This is a genomic window from Actinomadura spongiicola (assembly GCF_003432485.1).
In the GTDB taxonomy this organism is placed as follows: Bacteria; Actinomycetota; Actinomycetes; order Streptosporangiales; family Streptosporangiaceae; genus Spirillospora; species Spirillospora spongiicola.
Window position 1 is genome coordinate 60,232 of record NZ_QVNQ01000006.1, and the last position, 24,170, is coordinate 84,401.

At 70.1% G+C, this 24,170-nt stretch carries 23 protein-coding genes; 22 read left to right on the plus strand and 1 reads right to left on the minus strand.

The window, feature by feature from the left end:
* The 4 genes from resB (at position 1) to D0T12_RS20060 (ending at position 4,247) form a co-directional block, all read left to right on the plus strand.
* On the plus strand, positions 1–1,740 hold the full coding sequence (gene resB, locus D0T12_RS20045) for a cytochrome c biogenesis protein ResB (RefSeq protein WP_117401186.1): 1,740 nt from the start codon (positions 1–3) through the stop codon (positions 1,738–1,740).
* 15 nt (positions 1,741–1,755) lie between these two features.
* A complete protein-coding gene (gene ccsB, locus D0T12_RS20050) occupies positions 1,756–2,742 on the plus strand; it encodes a c-type cytochrome biogenesis protein CcsB (protein ID WP_233526183.1) in 987 nt (328 codons plus the stop codon).
* A gap of 139 nt (positions 2,743–2,881) precedes the next feature.
* Positions 2,882–3,919 (plus strand): hypothetical protein, encoded by a 1,038-nt coding sequence (locus tag D0T12_RS20055; RefSeq protein ID WP_117401187.1) that lies wholly within the window; start codon positions 2,882–2,884, stop codon positions 3,917–3,919.
* A gap of 49 nt (positions 3,920–3,968) precedes the next feature.
* Positions 3,969–4,247 carry a hypothetical protein gene (locus D0T12_RS20060; protein ID WP_117401188.1) on the plus strand — a complete coding sequence of 93 codons (279 nt, stop codon included), beginning with the start codon at positions 3,969–3,971 and terminating at the stop codon, positions 4,245–4,247.
* A gap of 111 nt (positions 4,248–4,358) precedes the next feature.
* Here the strand turns inward: D0T12_RS20060 and D0T12_RS20065 are convergent, their stop codons facing one another.
* The gene (locus tag D0T12_RS20065) at positions 4,359–4,562 is read right to left on the minus strand and encodes a BldC family transcriptional regulator (RefSeq protein WP_117401189.1); all 204 of its coding nucleotides are present in this window, start codon (positions 4,560–4,562) and stop codon (positions 4,359–4,361) included.
* A gap of 246 nt (positions 4,563–4,808) precedes the next feature.
* Between D0T12_RS20065 and D0T12_RS20070 the strand changes: the two genes are divergently transcribed.
* The 18 genes from D0T12_RS20070 to nuoN all read left to right on the plus strand — a co-directional run bounded on the left by D0T12_RS20070 (position 4,809) and on the right by nuoN (position 24,160).
* On the plus strand, positions 4,809–5,789 hold the full coding sequence (locus D0T12_RS20070; RefSeq protein WP_117401582.1) for a threonine ammonia-lyase: 981 nt from the start codon (positions 4,809–4,811) through the stop codon (positions 5,787–5,789).
* A gap of 19 nt (positions 5,790–5,808) precedes the next feature.
* Positions 5,809–6,048, plus strand: a complete 240-nt coding sequence (locus tag D0T12_RS20075; RefSeq protein ID WP_117401190.1) for a DUF4229 domain-containing protein — start codon at positions 5,809–5,811, stop codon at positions 6,046–6,048.
* Positions 6,045–6,746, plus strand: a complete 702-nt coding sequence (locus tag D0T12_RS20080) for a demethylmenaquinone methyltransferase (RefSeq protein ID WP_117401191.1) — start codon at positions 6,045–6,047, stop codon at positions 6,744–6,746. Before D0T12_RS20075 ends, D0T12_RS20080 begins: the two co-directional genes overlap by 4 nt.
* Before the next feature lie 104 nt (positions 6,747–6,850).
* Positions 6,851–8,125: a geranylgeranyl reductase family protein gene (locus D0T12_RS20085; RefSeq protein WP_267900415.1), complete on the plus strand. Its 1,275-nt coding sequence runs from the start codon at positions 6,851–6,853 to the stop codon at positions 8,123–8,125.
* A 160-nt stretch (positions 8,126–8,285) separates the two neighbouring features.
* Positions 8,286–8,645 carry an NADH-quinone oxidoreductase subunit A gene (locus D0T12_RS20090; RefSeq protein ID WP_117401193.1) on the plus strand — a complete coding sequence of 120 codons (360 nt, stop codon included), beginning with the start codon at positions 8,286–8,288 and terminating at the stop codon, positions 8,643–8,645.
* A 2-nt stretch (positions 8,646–8,647) separates the two neighbouring features.
* Positions 8,648–9,193: a NuoB/complex I 20 kDa subunit family protein gene (locus D0T12_RS20095; RefSeq protein WP_117401194.1), complete on the plus strand. Its 546-nt coding sequence runs from the start codon at positions 8,648–8,650 to the stop codon at positions 9,191–9,193.
* On the plus strand, positions 9,193–9,939 hold the full coding sequence (locus tag D0T12_RS20100; RefSeq protein ID WP_117401195.1) for an NADH-quinone oxidoreductase subunit C: 747 nt from the start codon (positions 9,193–9,195) through the stop codon (positions 9,937–9,939). Before D0T12_RS20095 ends, D0T12_RS20100 begins: the two co-directional genes overlap by 1 nt.
* A complete protein-coding gene (locus tag D0T12_RS20105) occupies positions 9,936–11,282 on the plus strand; it encodes an NADH-quinone oxidoreductase subunit D (RefSeq protein ID WP_117401196.1) in 1,347 nt (448 codons plus the stop codon). Before D0T12_RS20100 ends, D0T12_RS20105 begins: the two co-directional genes overlap by 4 nt.
* A 91-nt stretch (positions 11,283–11,373) precedes the next feature.
* Entirely contained in the window at positions 11,374–12,153 is a 780-nt protein-coding gene (gene nuoE / locus D0T12_RS20110; protein WP_117401197.1) for an NADH-quinone oxidoreductase subunit NuoE, read from the plus strand.
* Complete coding sequence (gene nuoF / locus D0T12_RS20115) at positions 12,150–13,448, plus strand: NADH-quinone oxidoreductase subunit NuoF (protein WP_117401198.1); 1,299 nt, start codon at positions 12,150–12,152, stop codon at positions 13,446–13,448. Before nuoE ends, nuoF begins: the two co-directional genes overlap by 4 nt.
* Before the next feature lie 41 nt (positions 13,449–13,489).
* A complete protein-coding gene (locus D0T12_RS20120) occupies positions 13,490–15,889 on the plus strand; it encodes an NADH-quinone oxidoreductase subunit G (protein WP_233526218.1) in 2,400 nt (799 codons plus the stop codon).
* The gene (gene nuoH, locus D0T12_RS20125) at positions 15,886–17,220 is read left to right on the plus strand and encodes an NADH-quinone oxidoreductase subunit NuoH (RefSeq protein WP_117401200.1); all 1,335 of its coding nucleotides are present in this window, start codon (positions 15,886–15,888) and stop codon (positions 17,218–17,220) included. The genes D0T12_RS20120 and nuoH overlap by 4 nt, the downstream gene beginning before the upstream one ends.
* A 43-nt stretch (positions 17,221–17,263) precedes the next feature.
* Complete coding sequence (gene nuoI / locus D0T12_RS20130; RefSeq protein WP_233526219.1) at positions 17,264–17,836, plus strand: NADH-quinone oxidoreductase subunit NuoI; 573 nt, start codon at positions 17,264–17,266, stop codon at positions 17,834–17,836.
* Positions 17,833–18,753, plus strand: coding sequence for an NADH-quinone oxidoreductase subunit J (locus D0T12_RS20135; protein WP_117401202.1), 921 nt, complete (start codon positions 17,833–17,835; stop codon positions 18,751–18,753). The genes nuoI and D0T12_RS20135 overlap by 4 nt, the downstream gene beginning before the upstream one ends.
* A complete protein-coding gene (gene nuoK, locus D0T12_RS20140) occupies positions 18,750–19,049 on the plus strand; it encodes an NADH-quinone oxidoreductase subunit NuoK (protein WP_117401203.1) in 300 nt (99 codons plus the stop codon). The genes D0T12_RS20135 and nuoK overlap by 4 nt, the downstream gene beginning before the upstream one ends.
* 13 nt (positions 19,050–19,062) lie before the next feature.
* Positions 19,063–20,979, plus strand: a complete 1,917-nt coding sequence (nuoL, locus tag D0T12_RS20145) for an NADH-quinone oxidoreductase subunit L (RefSeq protein WP_117401204.1) — start codon at positions 19,063–19,065, stop codon at positions 20,977–20,979.
* Positions 20,976–22,556 carry an NADH-quinone oxidoreductase subunit M gene (locus D0T12_RS20150; RefSeq protein ID WP_117401205.1) on the plus strand — a complete coding sequence of 527 codons (1,581 nt, stop codon included), beginning with the start codon at positions 20,976–20,978 and terminating at the stop codon, positions 22,554–22,556. The genes nuoL and D0T12_RS20150 overlap by 4 nt, the downstream gene beginning before the upstream one ends.
* Positions 22,553–24,160, plus strand: coding sequence for an NADH-quinone oxidoreductase subunit NuoN (gene nuoN / locus D0T12_RS20155; protein ID WP_117401206.1), 1,608 nt, complete (start codon positions 22,553–22,555; stop codon positions 24,158–24,160). The genes D0T12_RS20150 and nuoN overlap by 4 nt, the downstream gene beginning before the upstream one ends.
* Positions 24,161–24,170 lie beyond the last annotated feature (10 nt).

Below are 24,170 nucleotides of genomic sequence, written 5' to 3' on the forward strand. Positions count from 1 at the left end.
ATGACTGACATCTGGGACGACGTCAAGGAGTCCGAGCCCGAGTCGGGCACGCGGGCCCCCGCGGCGCGGCAGGCGCCGGAAGAGGTGCCGCGCCCCAGCGGCATCGGCCCGCTCGGCTGGCTGCGCTGGGGCTGGCGGCAACTGACCACGATGCGCACGGCGCTGATCCTTCTGTTCCTGGTGGCGCTCGGCGCGGTGCCCGGGTCCGTCCTGCCGCAGCGGGGACAGGCGCCGGAGAAGGTCGTGGCCTACCTGGACGAGCACAGAACGCTCGGTCCGTGGCTCGACCGGCTCTCCATGTTCGACGTGTTCGCCGCGCCCTGGTTCGCGGCGATCTACATCCTGCTGTTCGTGTCGCTCGCCGGGTGCGTCATTCCTCGTGCGGGCAAGCACTACCGGTCGATGCGGGCCCGCCCGCCGGCGGCGCCCCGCCGGCTGGAGCGGCTGCCGCAGTCCGCGCGGTTCGAGACGGACACGTCCCCGGACGACGTCCTCGCCGAGGCCCGCAAGGTCCTGCGCGGGCGGCGGTTCCGGGTGGACGTGTCCGACGGCGCGGCGTCCGCCGAGAAGGGCTACCTGGGCGAGACCGGCAACCTGCTGTTCCACCTGGCGTTGCTGGCGCTGCTGTTCGCGCTCGGCCTCGGGAACCTTTTCGGCTACCGGGGGGACGTGCTGCTGACCGAGGGCAAGACGTTCGCCAACTCCCTCAACCAGTACGACCAGTTCACGCCGGGACGGGCGTTCAACGACGGCGAACTCGCCCCGTTCACCATCAGCCTCGACGACTTCAAGGCGACCTACGAGACCAAGGGCAGCAAACGCGGCCAGGCCACCGGGTTCAACGCCGCGATCCGCTACCGGGCCGAACCCGGCGGCAAGGACGAGCGGCACGACCTGCGGATCAACCATCCGCTGAAGATCGGCGGCACCAAGGTGTACCTGCTCGGTCACGGGTACGCGCCGGTGTTCACCGTCCGGGACGCCAAGGGCGACGTCGCGTTCCGGGACGCGGTGCCGTTCCTGGAGATGGAGCCCCGGAACCTGACGTCCGAGGGCGTCATCAAGGCCCCCGACGCCCGGCCGGACCAGCTCGCCTTCTACGGCATCCTGTGGCCGACCGCGATGGCCGACGAGAGCGGCAAGCAGATCGTGTCGGCGTTCCCGGCGCCGCTGCGTCCGGTCGTCACCATCTCCTCGTTCAAGGGCGACATCGGCCTGGACTCCGGGACCCCGCAGTCCGTCTACCGGCTGGAGGGCATCGGCAGGACGCTCCAGCCCGTCAAGGACGGCCAGAAGCTCCTGGAGCCGGGCGAGACGTTCAAGCTCCCCGGCGGCGCGGGCTCGATCACGTTCGAGGGCCTCAAGGAGTACGCGACCCTGTCGGTGAACCACGACCCCGGACGCGTCCCGGCCCTGGTCGCGGCCATTCTCGCGGTGCTGGGCGTGGTGGCCTCCTTCATGGTGCGGCGGCGCAGGGTGTGGGTCCGTGCGAGCGCCGGAGAGGGCGGGCGTACGGTGGTCGAGGTCGGCGGCCTCACGCTGGGGAACCCGACCGCGGAGTTCGACGACATCGTGACCGCGCTGCGCGGCCCGGAACAGGAACCGGAGCCCGAAGCCGACCAGGACGCCGGCGACCAGGACGCCGGCGACCAGGACGCAGCCGCCGACCAGAACGACGACGCCGAGCCCGAATCCGACGCCGATCCGGAGTCCGGCCCGGCGACCGAATCGAAGGAGTGACGAGGTGAGCAACAGGTGAACAGCGCCGACCTCGCGAACCTGAGCGACAAGCTCATGCTGACCACCGTGGTGATGTACATCATCGCGCTGGTCGCCTACGCCGCCGACATGGGCTTCGGTCGTCGCGGCGCCGCGACGTCCGCCGTCGCCAAGGCGTCCGTCCGGGAGAAGGCCGAGGCCAAGGTCCTGGTCGGAGCCGGCGGCGCCGAGGACGTCGCCGACACCGCCGCCCCCGCGGACGAGGAGGAGCCGGAAGGCTCCCGGTTCGACTGGGCGCGCCTCGCGGTGTTCCTGAGCGTGCTGGGCGTCGGCGCGCACCTCGGGGTCCTGGTGAGCCGCGGGCTGGCCGCCGAGCGGTGGCCGTGGGGCAACATGTACGAGTTCCTCACCGCCATCTCGTTCGCCGCCGTGACCGCCTTCATGGTCGTGATGGTCAAGTACAAGGCGCGGTTCCTCGGCGTGCCCGTGATGTTCGCCGCCGTCATCGCGCTGGGCGTGGCGAACATCTACCTGTACGACTCGGTGGGCCCGGTCACCCCCGCGCTGGACTCCTACTGGATCGCCATCCACGTCACCGCCGCGATCATCGCGACCGGGGCGTTCACGGTCGCGGGCGCCGCGACCGTCCTCTACCTGCTGAAGGCCCGCGAGGACGCCCGCGGCGGCGCCCCGAGCGTCGCGCTGGCCCATGTGCCGTCGGCCGAGACCCTCGACCGGCTCGCGATGCGGGTCACGATGTTCGCGTTCCCGATCTGGACGGCCGCGATCATCATGGGCGCGATCTGGGCCGACCAGGCCTGGGGCCGCTACTGGGGCTGGGACCCGAAGGAGATCTGGTCCTTCGTCACCTGGATCATCTACGCCGCCTACCTGCACGCCCGCGCGACCGCCGGGTGGAGGGGCCGCAAGGCCGCGATCCTGTCGCTGGTGGCGTTCGCCGCGCTGCTGTTCAACTTCTTCGGCGTGAACTACATGTTCGAGGGTCTGCACTCCTACGCGTGAGATCCGCGCCTGGGAACTTCGTCCTTCGTGACTCCAAGGGATGACGGAGTGTCGGGTTCCGGCTTACCCTTCCTCCGGGACCCGGTCGCGCGGCGAACGCCGCCCGATCCCCCGCGGGTCCCGTGGACAGAGGAGCCCGATGCGCTTCAAAGGCGTCCATCGCAAGCCCCGGGTGCCTCGGCACCGGGAGTCGCCGCGCGGCGTGCGGAGCCGCCGGGACGGCCGCGCCGGGGGAGACGACGCCGCCTACGCGTCCTCGCCGCCCGACTCGGGGCAGGTGCGACCGCGCAGCAACCAGCCGCGTGACCGGTTCGGCCGGTTCCGCAAGGCGGGCCGCGACGACGACTTCGCGTTGGGCCCCGGCGGCGTGGCGGGCGACCGGGCCGCACCCGACGACCGTGGCGGCGGGGCGGGAGGTGACGGCCCGGACGCGGGCGACGCGGCGGGCGGGTTCACGGGCAGGTTCGGCAGGCGCAGGCGGGGCAGGCCGCGGCAGGGCGACTACTCGTGGAGCGACTTCGAGCTGGAGGACGACCGGCTGCGCGTGGAGCCGTACCCGCCGGGGACGCCGCACGTCGCCGACGGCCGCCGCCACTGCGGCGTCCTGGAGAACGTCCTGTACCGCCAGTGGGACGTCCGGGAGGGCCCGCCGAGCCCCGAGGTGATCGCGGCGGTGGACAGCCTGGCGTCGCTGCCCGAGCCGCTGAAGGAAAAGCTCGCGGGCGGGCTCGACGGCATCTATGTGGGCCCCGGTGGCGTTCCGCAGCTCGACGACATGGGCCATCTGCGCGACCGTCCGCTGCCGTCCGGCCGCGCCACCTGGGACATCTGCGCCGGCGCCTATGGCGACCACAAGATCATCGTCGGTGATCGGCCGTCGCCGACGCCGGACGTGATGCTCCACGAGGTCGGGCACGCGCTCGACGACCTCGACGGCGACGACGGCGAGTGGGCCTCCGACAGCCCCGCCTTCCAGCGGCTCTACGAGGAGTGCCTGCCGCATCTGGCGAGCGCCTTCCACCGCCAGCCGAACACGCTCGGCCGCCGGGAGTTCTTCGCGGACGCGTTCGCCGCGATCTCGTCCCGCCAGCGGCCCGCGCTCGTGGATATGCTCGCCGGCAACATCCGGATGGCATTGGAGGTCATGCTCTTCTTCAACCGCAGATTCGGGATCTAGGACACCGGCGAAGGTGGGCGGCAATGGGAAATCGCGAGGGTGATCGACGATGTATGTGATCCGGCTTCCCGACGGCACGCTCCGGGTACCGCACAGCGTTCTCGCCGATGTCGACGAGTCCGGGTCGCGGACCTCCCAGGGGCGGATCATCGCCGACGCCTATGTCGAGATCAAACCGGGCGACCCCGATTACGACCGGCTCCTCGCGGAGTCGCTGACGGAAGAGGAACTGGCGGACCGGCGGCGGCATTGGCGGGACGGTGACGCGGACCTGCTCCGCCGTTTCGAGGAATGGGCGGCGAACGACGCCGGGGAGAGCGCGGACTGAGCCCGGAAACGGAAGCGGCCCCGGCCGCCCGGGCGAGGACTTCCCCCGAAGGACTGCCTCACGCGGCGGTCCGGGCGGCAAGGGCCGAATACGTTCAGCGGGCCCCGCGGGTCAGTGCGCCGAATGCTCGGCGATGGGCTCCTCGCCGCGCAGCAGCGCGTGCACCTCGGACTCGCGAAAGCGCCGGTGCCCCCCCGGTGTCCGGATGCTGCTGATCCGGCCCGCGGCGGCCCACCGGGTGACCGTCTTCGGGTCGACCCGGAAGAGGGCGGCGACCTCTCCTGGGGTCAGCAGGCGCTCGCTCGTGCTCTCCACGTTTTCTCTCCCCCTTTGTCCCGCTCTCGGCGCGGGTGGACTGTTTAACAGTGTGGCGGGTCAAGACCGATTTCTCCCTATGTTTGGGAAAAGATCACGGAGAGTAGTCGACCTATCTGGACGGATCACCCACGGTGCGCGTCCCATGCGGAGCAAGCCTCCCTTTGACCCCATTCGACCTGCCAGGTCACCACCGGAAAGAGCTTAGGCCGCGACCGGTACGGCGCTCGAAGTAGTCTCTTGATCATGGCCGATCTGATATCGCTGCCGGAGATCGAACGGGCCGCCGAGCGCATCGCGGGCGTCGCCGTCCGGACCCCGCTCGTCCCGTTCCGCCACGACCCCGCCGCCACCCCGGCGGGCGCGCCGTCGCTGCTCGTGAAGGCGGAGTCGTTGCAGCCTATCGGCGCGTTCAAGATCCGCGGCGCCTACTCCGCCATCGCGTCCCTCACAGCCGAGGAACGGGCCCGGGGCGTCGTGACGCACTCCAGCGGCAACCACGCGCAGGCCGTCGCGTACGCGGCCCGCGCGCTCGGCGGCAAGGCCGTGCTGGTCATGCCGAACACCGCCCCGAGGGTGAAGGTGGACGCCTGCGTCGCGCTCGGCGCCGAGGTCGTGTACGTGGAGCCGACCCTGCGGGCCCGGGAGGAGACCGCGGCCAAGCTCGCCGCCGCGCACGGCTTCGCGGTGATCCCGCCCTTCGACGACGCCCGGATCATCGCGGGGCAGGGCACGGTCGGGCTGGAGATCGTCCAGGACCGCCCGGACGTGGACGTCGTGCTCGTCCCGGTCGGCGGGGGCGGCCTCGTCTCCGGGGTCGCCGCCGCCGTCAAGGCGCTGCGCCCCGAGGCGCTGGTGGTCGGCGTGGAACCGGAACTCGCCGCCGATGCCCGCGACTCGATGGCCGCCGGACATCCCGTCGCGTGGGAGTCGGAGCGGACCGGCCGCACCATCGCCGACGCGCTCCGCGTCCAGCGGGTCGGCGAGCTGCCGTTCGCGCACATGCGCGTCCATGTGGACCGTGTCGTCACGGTCACCGAGGACCAGATCCGCCTCGCCATGCGCCGACTCGTGCGCGAGACCCGCCTGGTCGCCGAGCCCGCCGGGGCGGTCGCCACGGCCGCGTTCCTCTACCGGCGCGCCGAACTCCCCGAGGGCCGCACGTACGTCTCGATCCTGTCCGGCGGGAACGTCGACCCGGCCCTGTTCCGTGACGTGCTGAGGTAGGCATTAGTCTCGAAGGACCATGCGTTCCGTCATCTTCTACACCGTCGCGCGGCTCGCGATCTTCGCGGCGACCGCGGGTGTGCTGGCGCTGTTCGGGGCCCGCGGGTTCCTGCTCCTGCTGCTGGCGCTGGCGATCAGCGGCGTCGTCAGCTATGTCCTGCTGTCCGCCCAGCGCGACCGGATGTCGGCCGCCGTCACGCGCGGCGTCCGGTCGCAGCGACGGCGGTTCGAGAAGTCGCTGACCAAAGAGGACGCATGAGCCGCGCATCCCTGGACAAGAAGCCCACCGACGTCGCCGCGATGTTCGACGGCACCGCCGCGCGGTACGACCTGCTGAACACGCTGATGACCGGCGGCCTCGACCGGCGGTGGCGGCGGGAGGTCGTCCGGGCGGTCGGCGCGCGGCCGGGCGAGCGGATCCTCGACCTCGCGGCCGGGACGGGAACGTCGTCGGTGCCGTTCGCCGAGGCCGGCGCCGAGACGGTGGCGTGCGACTTCTCGCTCGGCATGCTGCGCGTCGGGGTGCGGCGGCAGGCCGGGGTCAGGGGGTTGCGCTTCGTCGCGGGCGACGCGCTGCGGCTGCCGTTCGCGGACGGCTCGTTCGACGCGGTGACGATCTCGTTCGGCCTTCGCAACATCGTCGACACCGGGAAGGCGCTGCGGGAGCTGCGGCGGGTCGCCAAGCCCGGCGGGCGGCTGCTGGTCTGCGAGGTGAGCCACCCGCCGAACGCGCTGCTGGCGTTCGGGCACCGGACGCATCTGCGGTACGCGCTGCCCTTGCTGGCGCGGGTCAGTTCCAATCCCGACTCCTACACCTATCTCGCCGAGTCGACACTGGCCTGGCCCGACCAGGCGGGGCTGGCGCGGCTGATCCAGGACGCGGGCTGGGACGACGTGCGCTGGCGCGACCTGACGTTCGGTGTCGCCGCGATGCACCACGCGGTCAATCCGGGCTGAGCCGCGGGTCACTCCGAACCTGACCGGCCCCGAATTACGCACCGGTCGTGATAAGGGAATAGACTCCCCTCGGAACCTTGTGAAGTACTTCACAAGCGAACGAGCTGAAGAGGACATTCGCCGTGACCGACTCCGCCCGGCACGCAGATGTGATCGTCGTCGGGGCAGGCCCCGCCGGGGCGTCGACCGCCTACTGGTTGGCGCAGGCCGGCCTGGACGTGTTCCTGCTGGAGAAGGCCACCTTTCCCCGCGACAAGATCTGCGGCGACGGCCTCACCCCCCGCGCCGTGCGCGCGCTCATCGGCATGGGCGTCGACGTCAACGACCCGGCGTGGGGACGCAACCGGGGCCTGCGCATCTACGGCGGCGGCGTCAAGGTGGAGCTGCCGTGGCCGGAGCTCGCGAGCTTCCCCGACTTCGGGCTCGTCCGCAAACGCACCGACCTCGACCAGCTCCTCGCCGAGCACGCCGCCAAGGCGGGAGCCCGGCTGCTCCAGGGCTGCAACGTGACCGGCCCGATCGTCGACGAGCGCACCGACCGCATCGTCGGCGTCACCGCCGAACACGAGGGGGAGGAGGTCGAGTTCCGCGCGCCGCTGGTCGTCGCCGCCGACGGCAACTCGACCCGGCTGTCCCTCGCCATGGGGCTGCGGCGGCGCGAGGACCGTCCGATGGGCGTCGCGGTCCGCCGCTACTTCCAGACCCCGCGCCACGACGACGCGTTCATGGAGGCGTGGCTGGAACTGTGGGACGGCCAGCGCCTCCTGCCCGGCTACGGCTGGGTCTTCGGCGTCGGGGACGGGACGTCCAACGTCGGCCTCGGGCTCCTCAACACCAGCAGGGCGTTCCAGAACGTCGACTACCGCGGCATGCTGAAGCGCTGGTGCGCGCAGATGCCGGAGGACTGGCAGTTCGACGAGGACCACGCCACCTCCAAGATCCGCGGCGCGGCCCTGCCGATGGGCTTCAACCGGCAGCCGCACTACACCCGCGGGATGCTGCTCGTCGGCGACGCGGGCGGCATGATCAATCCGTTCAACGGGGAGGGCATCGACTACGCGCTGGAGTCCGGGCGGCTCGCCGCCGACGTCATGGTGCAGGCGCTCGCGCGCCGCACCCCCGCCCAGCGCGAACGGACGCTGTACGAATACCCGCGAATCCTGAAGGACGAGCACGGCGGCTACTTCACGCTGGCGCGCCTGTTCGTCCAGGCCATCGGCGACCCGCGCGTCATGAAGTTCCTCACCGCGCACGGCCTGCCGCACCCGACGCTGATGCGGTTCACGCTGAAGCTGCTCGCCAACCTGACCGACCCCAAGGGCGGCGACGCGATGGACCGCGTGATCAACGCGATGCAGAAGGTGGCTCCCGCGGCATGAGGCACGGCATGGAAAGGCAGGCTTCCGCAGGTGAGCGGACTACAGTGCAAGACCGACCCCCTGAGGGGAGTGCTATTGATCGCCTTGGCTAGGGTGGCGGCGGCTCGCGGAGGGCCCGTCCTGTACAGCGTTGTACATCGCGAGGAGAGGCTGTAGAGACATGGATCTCTATATTCCGGTCATTGTGCTGGGGGTGCTCGCCTTCGGCTTCGCCGGGTTCTCGGTGGTGATGGCCTCGCTCACCGGGCCGAAGCGATGGAACCGGGCGAGACTCGACGCCTACGAATGCGGAATCGAGCCGACTCCGCAGCCGGTCGGCGGCGGGCGCTTTCCGATCAAGTACTACCTGACGGCGATGCTGTTCATCGTCTTCGACATTGAGATCATCTTCCTTTACCCCTGGGCGGTCGCGTTCGACCGGATGGGGCTCTTCGGCCTTGTCGAGATGGTCCTCTTCATCGTCACCGTGCTCGTCGCGTACGCCTACATATGGCGGCGCGGCGGTCTGGAGTGGGACTAACCATGGGTCTTGAGGAGAAACTCCCCAGCGGCTTCCTGCTGACCACGGTCGAGCAGGTGGCGGGCTGGGCGCGAAAGAGTTCGGTGTGGCCCGCGACGTTCGGGCTGGCGTGTTGCGCGATCGAGATGATGGCGACCGGTGACCCCCGGCACGACTTCTCCCGGTGGGGCATGGAGCGCGCCTCGGCGACGCCCCGGCAGGCCGACCTGATGATCGTGGCCGGCCGGGTGAGCCAGAAGATGGCCCCGGTGCTGCGCCAGATCTACGACCAGATGACCGAGCCGAAGTGGGTCATCGCGATGGGCGTGTGCGCCTCGTCCGGCGGCATGTTCAACAACTACGCCATCGTGCAGGGCGTGGACCACATCGTCCCGGTGGACATCTACCTGCCCGGCTGCCCGCCGCGCCCGGAGATGCTGCTGGACTCGATCCTGAAGCTGCACGACAAGATCCAGAACACCAAGCTCGGCCCGCAGCGCGCGAAGCAGATCGCCGAGCTCGAAGAGGCGAAGCGGCGCAGGCTGCCGCTGCTCGGACAGGGGGCGTGATGAGTTCGCAGCACCCGGAGCAGCAGGCGGAGCAGGCGGCCGACCGGCTTCCCGCGCACGCCGAGGAGGACCGCCGGGAACAGCCGGTCGTCCGCAAGGGCATGTTCGGCGCGAAGACGACGGGCGACACGTCCGGGTACGGCGGGCTCGTCATCCGGCAGGGCCCGAAGGTGTCGGCGTCCCGCCCGTACGGCGGGCCCGGCGGCACCGCCGAACCCGGCGAGTTCGACGTGATCGCCGACGAGCTGGAGCGCGCCTACCCCGATTTCGGGGACGCCATCGAACGGGTCGTGGTCGACCGTGGTGAGCTGACGTTCTACGTGAAGCGCGAGCACCTCCGCGAGGTCGCGAAGACCATGCGGGACGAGCCGTCCCTGCGTTTCGAGCTGTGCTCGGGCGTGTCGGGCGTGCACTACCCGCAGGAGGAGGGCGCCGAGCTGCACTCCGTCACGCACCTGCTGTCGATCACCCACAACCGGCGCGTCCGGCTGGAGACGACCTGCCCGGACGCCGACCCGCACGTCCCGTCGCTGGTGCCCGTCTACCCGACGAGCGACTGGCACGAGCGCGAGGCCTACGACTTCTTCGGGATCGTCTACGACGGTCATCCCGCGCTCACGCGCATCGAGATGCCCGACGACTGGGTCGGCCATCCGCAGCGCAAGGACTACCCTCTCGGCGGTATTCCCGTCGAGTACCGCGGAGCGGAGATCCCGCCGCCGGACGAAAGGCGGTCGTACGTATGAGTTCGACCAAGTACACCGAGTACGACGCCTACGCCGCCGACGAGGCGGCCGAGGGCCGGGTGTTCGACGTCGGCGGGCAGGACTGGGACAAGGTCGTCGCCGGCGCCGAGGACCTCGGCGACGAACGGCTCGTCGTCAACATGGGGCCGCAGCACCCGTCCACGCACGGCGTGCTCCGGCTGATCCTCACGCTCGACGGTGAGACGGTGAACGAGGCCCGTGTCGGCATCGGTTACCTGCACACCGGCATCGAGAAGAACATGGAGTACCGCACCTGGACGCAGGGCACCACGTTCTGCACCCGGATGGACTACCTCGCGCCGATCTTCAACGAGACGGCGTACTGCCTGAGCGTGGAGAAGCTGCTCGGCATCACCGACCAGATCCCCGAGCGGGCCCAGATCATCCGCGTGATGATGATGGAGTTGAACCGGATCTCCTCGCATCTGGTCGCGATCGCCACGTTCGGGCTGGAGCTCGGCGCGACGACCGTCATGCTGAACGGGTTCGTCGAGCGCGAGTACACCCTCGACCTGTTCGAGGAGATCACGGGCCTGCGGATGAACATGGCCTACGTCCGGCCGGGCGGGGTCGCGCAGGACCTGCCGAGCGGTGCCACCAGCAAGATCCGCGACTACCTGGACCGGATGCCGAAGCGGATCCAGGCGCTGCGGAAGCTGATGGACGCCAACCCGGTGTTCCTGGCCCGCACGAAGGACGTCGCGTACCTGGACCTGACCGGCTGCATGGCGCTCGGCGTCACCGGCCCCGTCCTCCGCTCGACCGGCCTGCCGTGGGACCTGCGCAAATCGCAGCCGTACTGCGGTTACGAGACCTACGACTTCGAGGTCGCCACGCAGGACACCTGCGACGTGTACGGCCGCTACCTCGTCCGGATGGACGAGATGGAGGAGTCCCTGAAGATCGTCGAGCAGTGCCTGGACCGGCTCCAGTCCGCCAAGGGCCCGGTGATGATCGAGGACAAGAAGATCGGCTGGCCCGCGCAGTTGGCGATCGGCGCGGACGGCATGGGCAACTCGCCCCGCCACATCGCGCACATCATGGGCACCTCGATGGAGGCGCTGATCCACCACTTCAAGCTGGTCACGGAGGGCTTCCGGGTCCCGGCGGGGCAGGCGTACGCGCCGATCGAGTCGCCGCGCGGAGAGCTCGGGGCCCACGTGGTCAGCGACGGCGGCACCCGCCCGTACCGCGTGCACTTCCGCGAGCCGTCGTTCGTCAACCTGCAGGCCACGCCCGCGATGTCGGAGGGCGGCATGGTCGCCGACATCATCGCGGCGGTCGCCAGTTTGGACCCGGTGATGGGAGGCGTGGACCGATGAGCATTGCGCGTGGTTCGGCCTGCGGCATGGTCGCACCTGCCAGCTTCGCGGCGGTCGCCAGCCTCGATCCGGTCATGGGGGGAGTGGACCGATGACGTACGAACCCGACGTTCGCGCACGCCTGGAGCGGGACGCGAAGGAGATCATCGGCCGGTATCCGCGGCCGAGGTCGGCGCTGCTGCCGATGCTGCACCTGGTGCAGTCGGTGGAGGGGCATGTCACGCAGGACGGCATCGAGTTCTGCGCGGAGCAGCTCGGGATCACCCCGGCACAGGTGAAGGGCGTCGCGACGTTCTACACCCAGTACAAGAAGGCGCCGGTCGGCGAGTACCACGTCGGCGTGTGCATCAACACGCTGTGCGCGGTGATGGGCGGCGACCAGATCTGGGACGAGCTGAGCGAGCACGCCGGGGTCGGGCACGACGAGGCCACCCCGGACGGCAAGGTCAGCCTGGAGCGGATCGAGTGCAACGCGGCCTGCGACTTCGCGCCGGTGATGATGGTCAACTGGGAGTTCTTCGACAACATGACTCCCGAGAAGGCCAAGCGGCTCGTCGACGACCTGCGTGCCGGTAGCCCGGTGAAGCCGTCCCGTGGCGCGGAGCATCTCGCCACGTGGAAGGAGGCGTCCCGGGTGCTGGCCGGGTTCCCGGACGGACGCGCCGGAGAGGGCGTCCAGGCCGGGCCCGAGTCGCTGCGCGGCCTGAAGCTCGCCAAGGATCGGGGCTGGACGGCCCCACGCGCGGACGTCGACCGGGAACGCCCGGAGGAACCGGTGAAGCCGGAGGAGATGGGCGAGCCACCGCACGAGCCGGGCAAGCCCGTCACGGGTGAGGCCAAGCCCGGCAGCCAGGAGGGACGGAACCAGTGACCACGCTCACCCCCGTTCTCACCGGCAACTGGGACCAGGCCGACTCGTTCACCCGCGCGGGCTACGAACGCGACGGCGGCTACTCGGCGCTGCGCAGGGCCCTGCGGATGGAACCGGACGAGATCGTCCAGGCGGTCAAGGACTCCGGGCTCCGCGGTCGCGGCGGCGCGGGCTTCCCCACCGGCATGAAGTGGGGCTTCCTGCCGCCGACCAGCCCGAACCCGCGCTACCTCGTCGTCAACGCCGACGAGTCCGAGCCGGGGACCTGCAAGGACATCCCGCTGATGATGGCCAACCCGCATGTGCTGGTCGAGGGCATCATCATCAGCTCGTACGCGATCAAGTCGAACCAGGCGTTCATCTACGTGCGCGGTGAGGTGCTGCACGTGATCCGCCGCCTGCACCAGGCGGTCGCGGAGGCCTACGAGGCCGGCTACCTCGGCAAGGACATCCTCGGGTCCGGCTACGACCTGGACGTCGTCGTCCACAGCGGCGCCGGGGCCTACATCTGCGGCGAGGAGACGGCGCTGCTGGACTCTCTCGAAGGGTTCCGTGGCCAGCCCAGGTTGAAGCCCCCCTTCCCCGCGGTCGCGGGCCTGTACGGCGGGCCCACTGTCATCAACAACGTCGAGTCGATCGCGTCGGTTCCCTCGATCATCGGGAACGGGCCCGACTGGTTCGCGTCGATGGGCACCGAGAAGTCGCAGGGCTTCGGAATCTTCTCGCTGTCCGGGCATGTGACGCGGCCCGGCCAGTACGAGGCGCCGCTCGGCATCACGCTGCGGGAGCTGCTCGACATGGCGGGCGGCATCCGGGAGGGGCACCGGCTGAAGTTCTGGACGCCCGGCGGATCGTCCACGCCGATCTTCACCGAGGAGCACCTGGACGTGGCGCTGGACTTCGAGTCCGTCGGCGCCGCCGGGTCGATGCTCGGCACCCGGGCCCTCCAGATCTTCGACGAGACGACCTGTGTCGTCCGGGCCGTGCTGCGCTGGTCGGAGTTCTACGCGCACGAGTCGTGCGGCAAGTGCACGCCGTGCCGCGAGGGCACCTACTGGTACAAGCTCATGCTGAAGCGGCTGGAGGCCGGTCAGGGCACCGAGGAGGATCTGGAGACGCTCCTCGACATCTCCGACAACATCCTCGGCCGCGCGTTCTGCGCCCTCGGCGACGGCGCGACGAGCCCGGTCGTGTCGTCCATCAAGCTGTTCCGGGACGAGTACCTCCAGCACTTCGAGCAGGGCGGCTGCCCCTTCGACCCGGCCAAGTCCACCCTCTGGGGAGGTGCCAAGTGACCGTCACCGACGACAAGGGGGCGGTGGAGAAGGCCGTGGAGATGGTCTCCTGCACCATCGACGGCTTCGAGATCGAGGTGCCCAAGGGCACGCTGATCATCCGGGCCGCCGAGCTGCTCGGCATCCAGATCCCCCGGTTCTGCGAGCATCCGCTGCTGGACCCGATCGGGGCGTGCCGCCAGTGCCTGGTGGAGATCCCCGACGCGGGCAACGGCCGCGGGATGCCGAAGCCGCAGGCGTCGTGCACCACCGCCGTGATGCCGGGCATGGTCGTCAAGACCCAGCTCACCTCGCCGGCGGCCGACAAGGCCCAGCACGGCATCATGGAGTTCCTGCTCATCAACCATCCGCTGGACTGCCCGGTCTGCGACAAGGGCGGCGAGTGCCCGCTCCAGAACCAGGCGATGTCCAACGGACGCGGCGAGACCCGCTTCGTGGAGACGAAGCGGACGTGGCCGAAGCCCCTCCCGCTCTCCAGCCAGGTGCTCCTCGACCGCGAGCGCTGCATCCAGTGCACCCGCTGCACCCGGTTCTCCGAGCAGATCGCCGGGGACCCGTTCATCGACCTGTTCGAACGCGGCGCGAAGGAAGAGGTCGGGGTCGCCGACGACCGGCCGTTCCAGTCGTACTTCTCCGGCAACACCGTGCAGATCTGCCCGGTCGGGGCGCTGACCGGCGCCGCGTACCGGTTCCGGTCGCGCCCGTTCGACCTGGTGTCGACGCCGAGCGTGTGCGAGCACTGCGCGTCGGGCTGCGCGCTGCGGACCGACCACCGGCGTGGGAAGGTCACCCGGCGGCTCGCCGGGGACGACCCGCACGTCAACGAGGAATGGAACTGCGACAAGGGCCGCTGGGCGTTCACGTACACGACGCGGCCGGAGCGGCTCACGCACCCGCTCGTCCGCAACGAGGACGGCGTGCTGGAGCCGGCGTCCTGGCCGGAGGCGCTCACCATCGCGGCCGAGGGGCTCGCGGCGGCGCGCGGCTCCGCGGGTGTTCTCACCGGCGGCCGCGTCACCCTTGAGGACGCCTACGCCTACGCCAAGTTCGCCCGGATCGCGCTCGGCACCAACGACGTCGACTTCCGGTCCCGCCCGCTGTCGGACGAGGAGTCCCTGTTCCTCGGCTCGTCCGTCGCGGGACGCCCCATCGAGGTGTCGTACGCCGACCTGGAGAAGGCGCCCGCGGTCCTGCTCGCCGGGTTCGAGCCCGAAGAGGAGTCGCCGATCGTCTTCCTGCGGCTCCGGAAGGCGTACCGCAAGAACCGGCTGAAGGTGTACGGCGTCGCGCCGTTCGCGACGCGCGGGCTGAGCAAACTCGACGGCACGCTGCTGCCGGCGCGGCCCGGCGCGGAGGCCGAGACCCTCGGCGACATCGTCGGCGACTCGGGGCACGCCGACGTCCGCACGCTGCTGGAGACGCCCGGCGCCGTGATCCTCGTCGGTGAGCGGCTCGCGACCAGCCCCGGCGCGCTGACGGCGGCGGTGCGGCTCGCGCAGGTGACGGGCGCGAAGCTGGCGTGGGTGCCGCGCCGGGCAGGGGAGCGCGGCGCGATCGAGGCCGGGGCGCTGCCCGGGCTGCTGCCGATCGGCCGTCCGGTGACCGACCCGGACGCGCGGGCGGAGGTCGCCCGCAGGTGGGGCGTCGCGGAACTGCCCTCCGCGCCCGGCCGGGACACCGACGGGATCGTCGCGGCGGCGCTGGACGGTCGGGTCGGCGCGCTGCTCGTCGGCGGCGTCGACCCCTACGACTCCGCCGACCCGGAGGCGATGCTGCGGGCGCTGGACGCCACCCCGTTCGTGGTGAGCCTGGAGCAGCGGCCGAGCGCGGTCACCGACCGCGCCGACGTCGTGTTCCCCGTCGCGGCCGTCGCGGAGAAGTCCGGGACGTTCGTCGACTGGGAGGGCCGGGGCCGCCAGTTCGACGTCGTGCTGAAGGCGGCCGGGCGGATGTCCGACCTCCGGGTCCTGGACGCGCTCGCCGACGAGATGGACGTCCACCTGGCCCTCCCCGAACCGGCCGCGGCACGCCGCGAGCTGGCCGAGCTCGGCGCCCACCGCGGTGAGCGTCCCGAGCCGCCGAGCGTCGGGCAGCCGCTGCCGCCGCGGCCCGAGCGGGGCGAGGCGCTGCTCGCGACCTGGCGGCTGCTGCTCGACCGGGGCCGCCTCCAGGACGGCGAGCCGTTCCTGGCGGGCACCGCCAAGGCCGCGGTCGCCCGGCTGTCGCCCGCGACGGCCGCGGAGATCGGCGCGACCGACACGGTGACGGTGTCGGGGGCGCGCGGCGAGGTCACGCTCCCGCTGGAGATCACCGCGGACCTGCCCGATCGGGTGGTGTGGCTGCCGACGAACTCGGCGGGCTGCGCGGTGCATCGTGACCTGGGCGCGGTCGCCGGCGGCGTCGTGCGGATCGCGAGCGAGAACGCTGGAGGCGTGAAATGAACCCGTCGGCCCCCGCTCAGACGCCACTGGAGGGCTTCGGCAACGACCCGTGGTGGCTGATCGGCGGCAAGGTCCTCGTCGTCTTCGCGTTCCTCGTCGTGACCGTGCTGATGACGATGTGGATAGAGCGCCGCGTCATCGGCCGGATGCAGCTTCGCGTCGGCCCCAACCGCGCGGGACCGTTCGGTCTGCTCCAGGGCCTCGCGGACGGCGTGAAGCTGGCGCTGAAGGAGGACATCGTCCCCCGCCAGGTCGACAAGGTCGTGTTCGTCCTCGCGCCCGTCATGGCGGCGGTTCCGGCGTTCGTCTCGTTCGCGATCATCCCCTTCGGACCGCAGGTGTCGATCTTCGGGCATGAGACGGCGTTGCAGCTCACCGACCTGCCGGTCGCGGTGCTGCTCGTCCTCGCGATGTCGTCGATGGGCATCTACGGCGTCGTGCTGGCGGGCTGGTCGTCGATGTCGCCGTACTCGCTGCTCGGCGGGCTCCGCTCGTCCGCGCAGATGATCTCCTATGAGATCGCGATGGGCCTGTCGTTCGTCGCGGTGTTCATGTTCGCGGGCTCCATGTCCACCTCGGAGATCGTCGCGGCGCAGCAGGACAAGTGGTTCGTGATCCTGCTGCTGCCGTCCTTCATCGTCTACGTGATCACGATGATGGGCGAGTCGAACCGCATCCCGTTCGACCTGCCCGAGGGCGAGGGCGAGCTGGTCGGCGGGTTCCACACCGAGTACTCGTCGCTGAAGTTCGCGATGTTCTTCCTCGCGGAGTACATCAACCTCACGACGCTGTCCGCGCTCGCCACCACGCTGTTCCTCGGCGGCTGGCGCGCCCCGTTCCCGATCTCCACGGTCTGGGCGGGCGCCAACTCCGGGTGGTGGCCGGTCCTGTGGTTCCTGATCAAGATCTTCCTGTTCATCTTCTTCTTCATCTGGCTGCGCGGCACGCTCCCGCGGGTCCGCTACGACCAGCTGATGAAGCTGGGCTGGAAGGTGCTGATGCCCTTCTCGCTCGGCTGGATCCTGCTGGTCGCCACCATCCGCGCGCTGCGCAACGACGGCTACGACATGCGGCAGATCGTGATCTACGCCGCGGTGGCCGCGGCGGTGGTGCTGGTCGCCACGGTGATCTGGGAGATGGTCCGGGGCGGCGAGGACCGCAAGGAGGTCGCGCCGGGCGCGGCGGAGGCGGGCGGCAGGCCCGACCCGGCCGCCGGAGGTTTCCCGGTGCCGCCGCTGGACGCGCCCCACTACCACGGACGGGCCCGCGAGCCGGCCGGGGCTTCCACGTTCCCAACCCCTCCCGAGGAGGTCACCCGTGGGACTCACTGATTTCCTGAACCCGGTCAAGGGGTTCGGGGTCTCGTTCCACCAGATGTTCATGAAGAGCGAGACCGTTCAGTACCCCGAGGTGAAGAAGCCGACCGCCCCGCGCTTCCACGGGCGGCACCAGCTCAACCGGTGGCCGGACGGTCTGGAGAAGTGCATCGGCTGCGAGCTGTGCGCCTGGGCGTGTCCCGCCGACGCCATCTTCGTCGAAGGCGCCGACAACACCGCCGACGAGCGCTACTCGCCCGGCGAGCGGTACGGCCGCACCTACCAGATCAACTACCTGCGGTGCATCCTCTGCGGGCTGTGCATCGAGGCGTGCCCGACGCGGGCGCTCACGATGACGAACGAGTACGAGCTCGCCGACGACAGCCGCGAGAGCCTGATCTACACCAAGGAGATGCTGCTGGCGCCGCTGCGCGAGGGCATGGAGGCGCCCCCGCACGAGATGCGGCTCGGCGACACCGAGGAGGACTACTACCGCCTCGGCCTCCAGCAACAGGACGACGCCGGCGCCCCGACCGCCCCGACCATCCCGTCGGAGGACGGCGGCCGGGCAAGCGTCGACCAGGCCGTGAAGCGCGAGAAGGCGAAGCGCCGAGGCGGTGAGAAGAAGTGACCTCCGCTCACCTTCTCGCCGCACCTGTACTCGCCGCGGAGGTCGCGGACAAGCAGTCCGGGGAGCCGTTCTTCTTCTGGCTGCTCGCCGTGGTCTCGGTCTGCGGCGCGCTCGGCATGATCCTCGTGCGGAAGGCGGTGCACTCGGCGCTGCTGCTGGCGACCGTGATGCTGTCGCTCGCCGCGCTGTACGCGATCCAGAACGCGCCGTTCCTGGCGTTCGTGCAGGTGATCGTGTACACCGGCGCGGTGCTGATGCTGTTCCTGTTCGTGCTGATGCTCGTCGGCGTCACGTCCACCGACTCCCTGGTGGAGACGATTCGGGGGCAACGCTTCTGGGCGGTCATCGCGTCGGTCGGGTTCGTCGTCCTGCTGACGGTCGGGCTCGGGAACGCGGCGCTGAGCAACTCGGTGGGCCTGGACCAGGCCAACGCCGAGGGCAACGTCGTGGGCCTCGCCCGGCTGCTGTTCTCCAAGTACGTGTTCGCGTTCGAGGTGACCAGCGCGCTGCTGATCACCGCGGCGCTCGGCGCGATGGTGCTGGCGCACCGGGAGCGGACGGAGCCGAAGGCGACGCAGAAGGACCTGTCCAAGGGACGGTTCCTGTCCGGCGACCACCCGGGCCCGCTGCCCGGTCCCGGCACCTACGCCCGGCACAACGCCGTCGACATGCCGGCGCTGCTGCCCGACGGGACGCCGTCCGAACTGTCCGTCAACCCGGTCATCGCCGCCCGCACCGACACGGCGGAGCGGCACGCGGACCTGTACGGCGGCACCGAGGAAGAGGCGGTCGAACGCGACGTCCGCGCCGTGCGGGCCGCGACGGAGGAGGCGAGGGACGCGGACGCCGAGTCCCGCGTCGTCAAGTCCGGATCGCCCGCCGTCGGCGGCGATCGTGAAGGCGAGGCTGGTTCATGAGTCCGGGGCACTACCTGGCGCTCTCGGCGATCCTGTTCACCATCGGAGCGCTCGGCGTCCTCGTACGCCGCAACGCGATCGTGGTGTTCATGTGCGTCGAGCTCATGCTGAACGCGACGAACCTGGCGTTCGTGTCGTTCTCCCGCATGCACGGCAACCTCGACGGCCAGATCATCGCGTTCTTCGTGATGGTGGTGGCCGCGGCGGAGGTCGTGGTCGGCCTGGCGATCATCATGACCGTCTTCCGGACCCGCAGGTCGTCGTCGGTGGACGACGTCAACCTGCTGAAGTACTGAGAGGCCGGACGGAATGAAAGCGGAAGGCATCCAGGCCGCGTCCTGGCTCCTCATCGCGCTCCCGCTCGCGGGCGCCGCGATCCTGCTGCTCGGCGGGAAGCGCACCGACAAGTGGGGGCACCTGCTCGGCGTCACCATGTCGGTCGCGTCGTTCGCGGTGGGCGCGGCGATGTTCGTGCAGATGCTCGGGTACGAGGCCGAGGAACGGCGCCGCACCCTGCACCTGTGGGACTTCATCGACGTCGGCTCGTTCAAGGTCGGCATGGACCTGCTGGTGGACCCGCTGTCCATCAGCTTCGTCCTGCTGATCACCGGGGTCGGGTCGCTGATCCACATCTACTCCATCGGCTATATGGCCGAGGACCCCGAGCGGCGCAGGTTCTTCGCCTACCTGAACCTGTTCGTCGCGGCGATGCTGCTGCTGGTGCTCGGCGAGAACTTCCTCGTCATGTTCCTCGGCTGGGAGGGCGTCGGCCTCGCCTCGTACCTGCTGATCGGGTTCTGGCAGTACAAGCCGACCGCGGCGACCGCCGCGAAGAAGGCGTTCGTCGTCAACCGCGTCGGCGACATGGGGCTGATCATCGCGATCGCGCTGATGTTCGCCACGTTCGGGACGGTCGACTACGGCTCGATCCTCGGCACCGGCGCCGAGCACGCGGGGCTCGCGTCCAAGCTCAGCACCGGCACCGCCACCGCGATCGGGCTGCTGCTCCTGCTCGGCGCGTGCGGCAAGTCGGCGCAGCTGCCGCTCCAGTCGTGGCTGCTGGACGCGATGGAGGGCCCGACTCCCGTGTCGGCCCTCATCCACGCCGCGACGATGGTGACCGCCGGCGTGTACCTGATCGTCCGGTCCGGGCCGATCTTCGAGATGTCCGACACCGCGCAGCTGGTGGTGACGATCGTCGGCGCGGCCACGCTGCTGTTCGGTGCGATCATCGGGTGCGGCAAGGACGACATCAAGAAGGCCCTCGCCGGGTCGACGATGTCGCAGATCGGCTACATGCATCTCGCCGCGGGCCTCGGCCGGGCCGGGTACGTGTTCGCCATCGCGCACCTCATCGCGCACGGCTTCTTCAAGGCCGGCCTGTTCCTCGGCGCCGGTTCCGTCATGCACGGCATGAAGGACGACGTGAACATGCGCCACTACGGCGCGCTCCGCTCGGTGATGGTCCTCACCTACGGCACGTTCGGGCTCGGGTACCTCGCCATCATCGGCTTCCCGGGCCTGTCCGGCTGGTTCACCAAGGACGGCATCATCGAGGTCGCGTTCGACAAGGGCGGCACGTCCGGCGCGATCCTCGGCTCCTGCGCCCTGATCGGCGCGGGCATCACCGCGTACTACATGTCGCGGGTGATGTTCATGACGTTCTTCGGGGAGAAGCGGTGGTCGGAGGACGTCCACCCGCACGAGTCCCCGGCCGTCATGACCTGGCCGCTGATCCTGCTGGCCGTCGGGTCGGTCTTCGCGGGCGGGTTCCTCGTCCTCGGCGGGTTCGGCGACTTCATCGAACCGGTCGTCGGGGCGCCCGAGCACGCGCACGAGTTCAAGCCGCTCGCCGTTCCCGGCATCGCCACCTTCGTCCTGATGATCATCGGGGTGGCGATCGCGTGGCGGCAGTACGGCGCCCGGAAGGTGCCGCGTGAGGCGCCGAAGGGGTCGTTCGTCACCGTCGCGGCCCGCAAGGACCTGTACGGCGACGCGCTCAACGAGTCGCTGCTGATGCGTCCCGGCCAGTGGCTGACGCGGCTCGCGGTCTGGTTCGACGGACGCGGCGTCGACGGCGCCGTGAACGGCACCGCCGCCGGAATCGGTGGGACGTCCGGCCGGTTCCGGCGCGTCCAGACCGGCTTCGCCCGCTCCTACGCCCTGTCGATGTTCGTCGGCGCCGCCCTCGTCGTCGCGACGCTCCTGGTGGTGAACGTTTCATGAGCGACTTTCCGTGGCTGAGCGTCCTCATCGCGCTGCCGCTGGTCGGCGCGGTGCTGCTCAGCGTCATCCCGCGCGAACGGGAGACGCTGGTCAAGCAGTTCGCGCTCGGTGTCTCCCTCGTCGTCGCGGCGCTCACCGGCGTCATGGCGGCGGGCTTCGACCCGGACGGCGCCCGCTTCCAGTACGACGAGAAGTACTGGTGGATCAAGGAGTTCGGGGTCCACTGGGCGCTCGGCGTCGACGGTGTCGCGCTGGTGCTGATCCTGCTGTCGGTGATCCTCGTCCCGCTGGTGATGCTGGCGTCGTGGACGCAGGACGACCGGTCCGGCGGCGTGGACGTCCCCGCGAAACGGTCCGTGAAGACGTACTTCGCGCTGCTGCTGTCCCTCGAAGCGGCCATGATCGGCGTGTTCGCCGCGACCGACGTGTTCCTGTTCTACGTCTTCTTCGAGGCGATGCTCATCCCGGTGTACTTCATCATCGGGTACTACGGCGGCGCGCAGCGTTCCTACGCGGCGGTGAAGTTCCTGCTGTACTCGCTGTTCGGCGGGCTGCTGATGCTCGTCGCGGTGATCTGGCTGTACCCGCTGTCGAGCAAGCCCACCTCTGAGGGCGGGCTCGGACGCGGCACGTTCATGTTCGACGAACTGTCGCGGATGAACATCGACCCGACCACGGCGAAATGGCTGTTCCTCGGCTTCTTCATCGCGTTCGCGATCAAGGCGCCGATGGTGCCGGTGCACACGTGGCTGCCGGACGCGGCGCAGCAGTCCCCGCCCGGCGCCCTCGTGCTGATCGTCGGCGTCCTCGACAAGGTCGGCACGTACGGGATGCTGCGGTTCTGCCTGGAACTGTTCCCCGGCGCGTCGAAGTGGGCGACGCCGGTCGTGCTCGGGTTCGCGGTGCTCAGCATCATCTACGGCGCGGTCCTCGCGATCGGGCAGGTCGACCTGAAACGCCTCATCGCGTACACGTCGGTGTCGCACTTCGGGTTCATCGTCCTCGGCATCTTCGCCATGACGTCGCAGGGCCAGTCCGGCTCGGCGCTGTACATGGTGAACCACGGGTTCTCCACCGGCGCGCTGTTCCTCGTCATCGGCTTCATGATCGTCCGACGGCGGTCGGCGAAGATCTCCGACTATGGCGGGGTGCAGAAGGCGGCGCCGGTCCTCGCCGGGACGTTCCTCGTCGCGGGCCTGTCCGGACTGTCGCTGCCCGGCATGTCCACGTTCGTCTCGGAGTTCCTGGTGATCGTCGGGACGTTCGACCGCTACAAGTGGGCGGGCGCGCTCGCGGTCAGCGGTGTCGTCCTCGCCGCGATCTACATCCTGTGGATGTACCAGCGGACCATGGGCGGCCCGAAGGCCCCCGCCGTGGAGGGCATGAAGGACCTGAACGCCCGGGAGAAGTGGGCCGTCGCCCCGATCATCGCGATCATCATCGCGATGGGCGTGTTCCCGCAGCCGGTGCTGAACGTCATCAACCCGTCGGTGAAGGAGACCCTCGTCCGGGTCGAGAAACAGGACCCGGCGCCGGACATCACCGGCAACGTCGCCGAGAACGGAGCCCGCCCATGAACACCGGCGGTCAACTGAGCGCCCAGGCAGGCGCCGCCCTCGCGCCGGGGGGTGACATCCCCGCGCCGCACATCGAGTACGGGCAGCTCGCCCCGATGCTGCTCGTCTTCGGCGTCGCCGTGGTGGGCGTCCTGGTCGAGGCGTTCGTCGGGCGCCGCGCCCGCTACTTCATCCAGGTGCCGCTCGCGTTCCTCGGCCTCGCCGGGGCGTTCGCCTGGACGGTCGTGCTCGGCTGGCGCGACGACCCGCACCATGTCGCCGCCGAGGGCGCCCTCGGCGTGGACGGTCCCACCCTGTTCCTCCAGGGCACCATCCTGATTCTGGCGCTCGTCAGCCTTCTGCTGATCGCCGAGCGCGGCGACGGCCGGGCGGGCGCGGTCGGCGGGCACTTCGCCGCGCAGGCGTCCGCGCTGCCCGGCTCGGACGCCGAACAGCGCTCCGCCCAGGCGGGGATCACCCAGACCGAGGTGTTCCCGCTGATGATGTTCGCCGTCGGCGGGATGATGATGTTCCCGGCGGCCAACGACCTGCTCACGATGTTCGTGGCGCTGGAGGTCCTGTCGCTGCCGCTGTACCTGCTGTGCGGGCTCGCCCGCAGGCGGCGCCTGCTGTCGCAGGAGGCGGCGGTCAAGTACTTCCTGCTCGGCGCGTTCTCCTCGGCGTTCTTCCTGTACGGCGCGGCGCTGCTGTACGGGTACGCCGGGTCGGTGCGGCTGTCGGACATCTCCGCGCAGATCGGCAAGGACGCGGGCAACGAGACGCTGCTGCTCGCGGGTGTCGCGCTGCTGTCGGTGGGGCTGCTGTTCAAGCTCGGCGGCGTCCCGTTCCACATGTGGAAGCCGGACGTGTACCAGGGCGCCCCGACGCCGATCACCGCGCTGATGGCGTCCTGCACGGTCGTGTCCGCGTTCGGCGCGATCCTGCGCGTCTACTACGTCGTGTTCGAGACCCTCGCATGGGACTGGCGGCCGTTCATGTGGGCCGTGGCGATTCTCACCATGGCCATCGGGTCGATCATCGCGATCACGCAGACCGACATCAAGCGGATGCTGGCGTACTCGTCCATCGCGCACGCCGGTTTCCTGCTCATGGGCGTGATCGCCGCGTCGCCGAACGGCCTGTCGAGCACCCTGTTCTACCTGCTCGCCTACGGGTTCACCTCCGTCGGCGCGTTCGCGGTCGTCACGATGGTGCGGGACGCGGGCGGCGAGGCGGGCCACCTGTCGCGGTGGGCGGGGCTCGGCAAGCGGTCCCCGGTCGTCGCGGGCGTGTTCGCCTTCTTCCTGCTCGCGTTCGCGGGGATTCCGCTGACCAGCGGGTTCACCGGGAAGTTCGCGGTGTTCAAGGCGGCCGTGGAGGAGGGCGCGACCCCGCTCGTCATCGTCGCGGTCGTGTCGTCGGCCGTCGCCGCGTTCTTCTACGTCCGTGTGATCGTCGTCATGTTCTTCAGCGAGCCGGACGCGGACGGGCCGGTCGTCGTGGCCGGGCCCGCCACCGCGGTCGCGGTCGCGCTCGGCGTGACGGCTACTGTGGTACTCGGCGTGCTCCCACAGCCCGTGTTGGACCTTGCGGGACAGGCCACGACCCACATGTTCGTCCGGTAGGGAGACCTGG

Excerpts from the sequence above, each read along its gene's own strand:
- D0T12_RS20150 (WP_117401205.1), top strand. The coding sequence starts at position 20,976 with ATGAGCGACTTTCCGTGGCTGAGCGTCCTCATCGCGCTGCCGCTGGTC.
- D0T12_RS20060 (WP_117401188.1), top strand. The coding sequence starts at position 3,969 with ATGTATGTGATCCGGCTTCCCGACGGCACGCTCCGGGTACCGCACAGC.
- D0T12_RS20080 (WP_117401191.1), top strand. The coding sequence starts at position 6,045 with ATGAGCCGCGCATCCCTGGACAAGAAGCCCACCGACGTCGCCGCGATG.
- D0T12_RS20090 (WP_117401193.1), top strand. The coding sequence starts at position 8,286 with ATGGATCTCTATATTCCGGTCATTGTGCTGGGGGTGCTCGCCTTCGGC.
- D0T12_RS20070 (WP_117401582.1), top strand. The coding sequence starts at position 4,809 with ATGGCCGATCTGATATCGCTGCCGGAGATCGAACGGGCCGCCGAGCGC.
- nuoL (WP_117401204.1), top strand. The coding sequence starts at position 19,063 with ATGAAAGCGGAAGGCATCCAGGCCGCGTCCTGGCTCCTCATCGCGCTC.
- nuoH (WP_117401200.1), top strand. The coding sequence starts at position 15,886 with ATGAACCCGTCGGCCCCCGCTCAGACGCCACTGGAGGGCTTCGGCAAC.
- D0T12_RS20120 (WP_233526218.1), top strand. The coding sequence starts at position 13,490 with ATGGTCTCCTGCACCATCGACGGCTTCGAGATCGAGGTGCCCAAGGGC.
- D0T12_RS20095 (WP_117401194.1), top strand. The coding sequence starts at position 8,648 with ATGGGTCTTGAGGAGAAACTCCCCAGCGGCTTCCTGCTGACCACGGTC.
- D0T12_RS20100 (WP_117401195.1), top strand. The coding sequence starts at position 9,193 with ATGAGTTCGCAGCACCCGGAGCAGCAGGCGGAGCAGGCGGCCGACCGG.
- nuoE (WP_117401197.1), top strand. The coding sequence starts at position 11,374 with ATGACGTACGAACCCGACGTTCGCGCACGCCTGGAGCGGGACGCGAAG.
- nuoN (WP_117401206.1), top strand. The coding sequence starts at position 22,553 with ATGAACACCGGCGGTCAACTGAGCGCCCAGGCAGGCGCCGCCCTCGCG.
- nuoI (WP_233526219.1), top strand. The coding sequence starts at position 17,264 with ATGTTCATGAAGAGCGAGACCGTTCAGTACCCCGAGGTGAAGAAGCCG.
- nuoK (WP_117401203.1), top strand. The coding sequence starts at position 18,750 with ATGAGTCCGGGGCACTACCTGGCGCTCTCGGCGATCCTGTTCACCATC.
- D0T12_RS20055 (WP_117401187.1), top strand. The coding sequence starts at position 2,882 with ATGCGCTTCAAAGGCGTCCATCGCAAGCCCCGGGTGCCTCGGCACCGG.
- D0T12_RS20075 (WP_117401190.1), top strand. The coding sequence starts at position 5,809 with ATGCGTTCCGTCATCTTCTACACCGTCGCGCGGCTCGCGATCTTCGCG.
- resB (WP_117401186.1), top strand. The coding sequence starts at position 1 with ATGACTGACATCTGGGACGACGTCAAGGAGTCCGAGCCCGAGTCGGGC.
- D0T12_RS20105 (WP_117401196.1), top strand. The coding sequence starts at position 9,936 with ATGAGTTCGACCAAGTACACCGAGTACGACGCCTACGCCGCCGACGAG.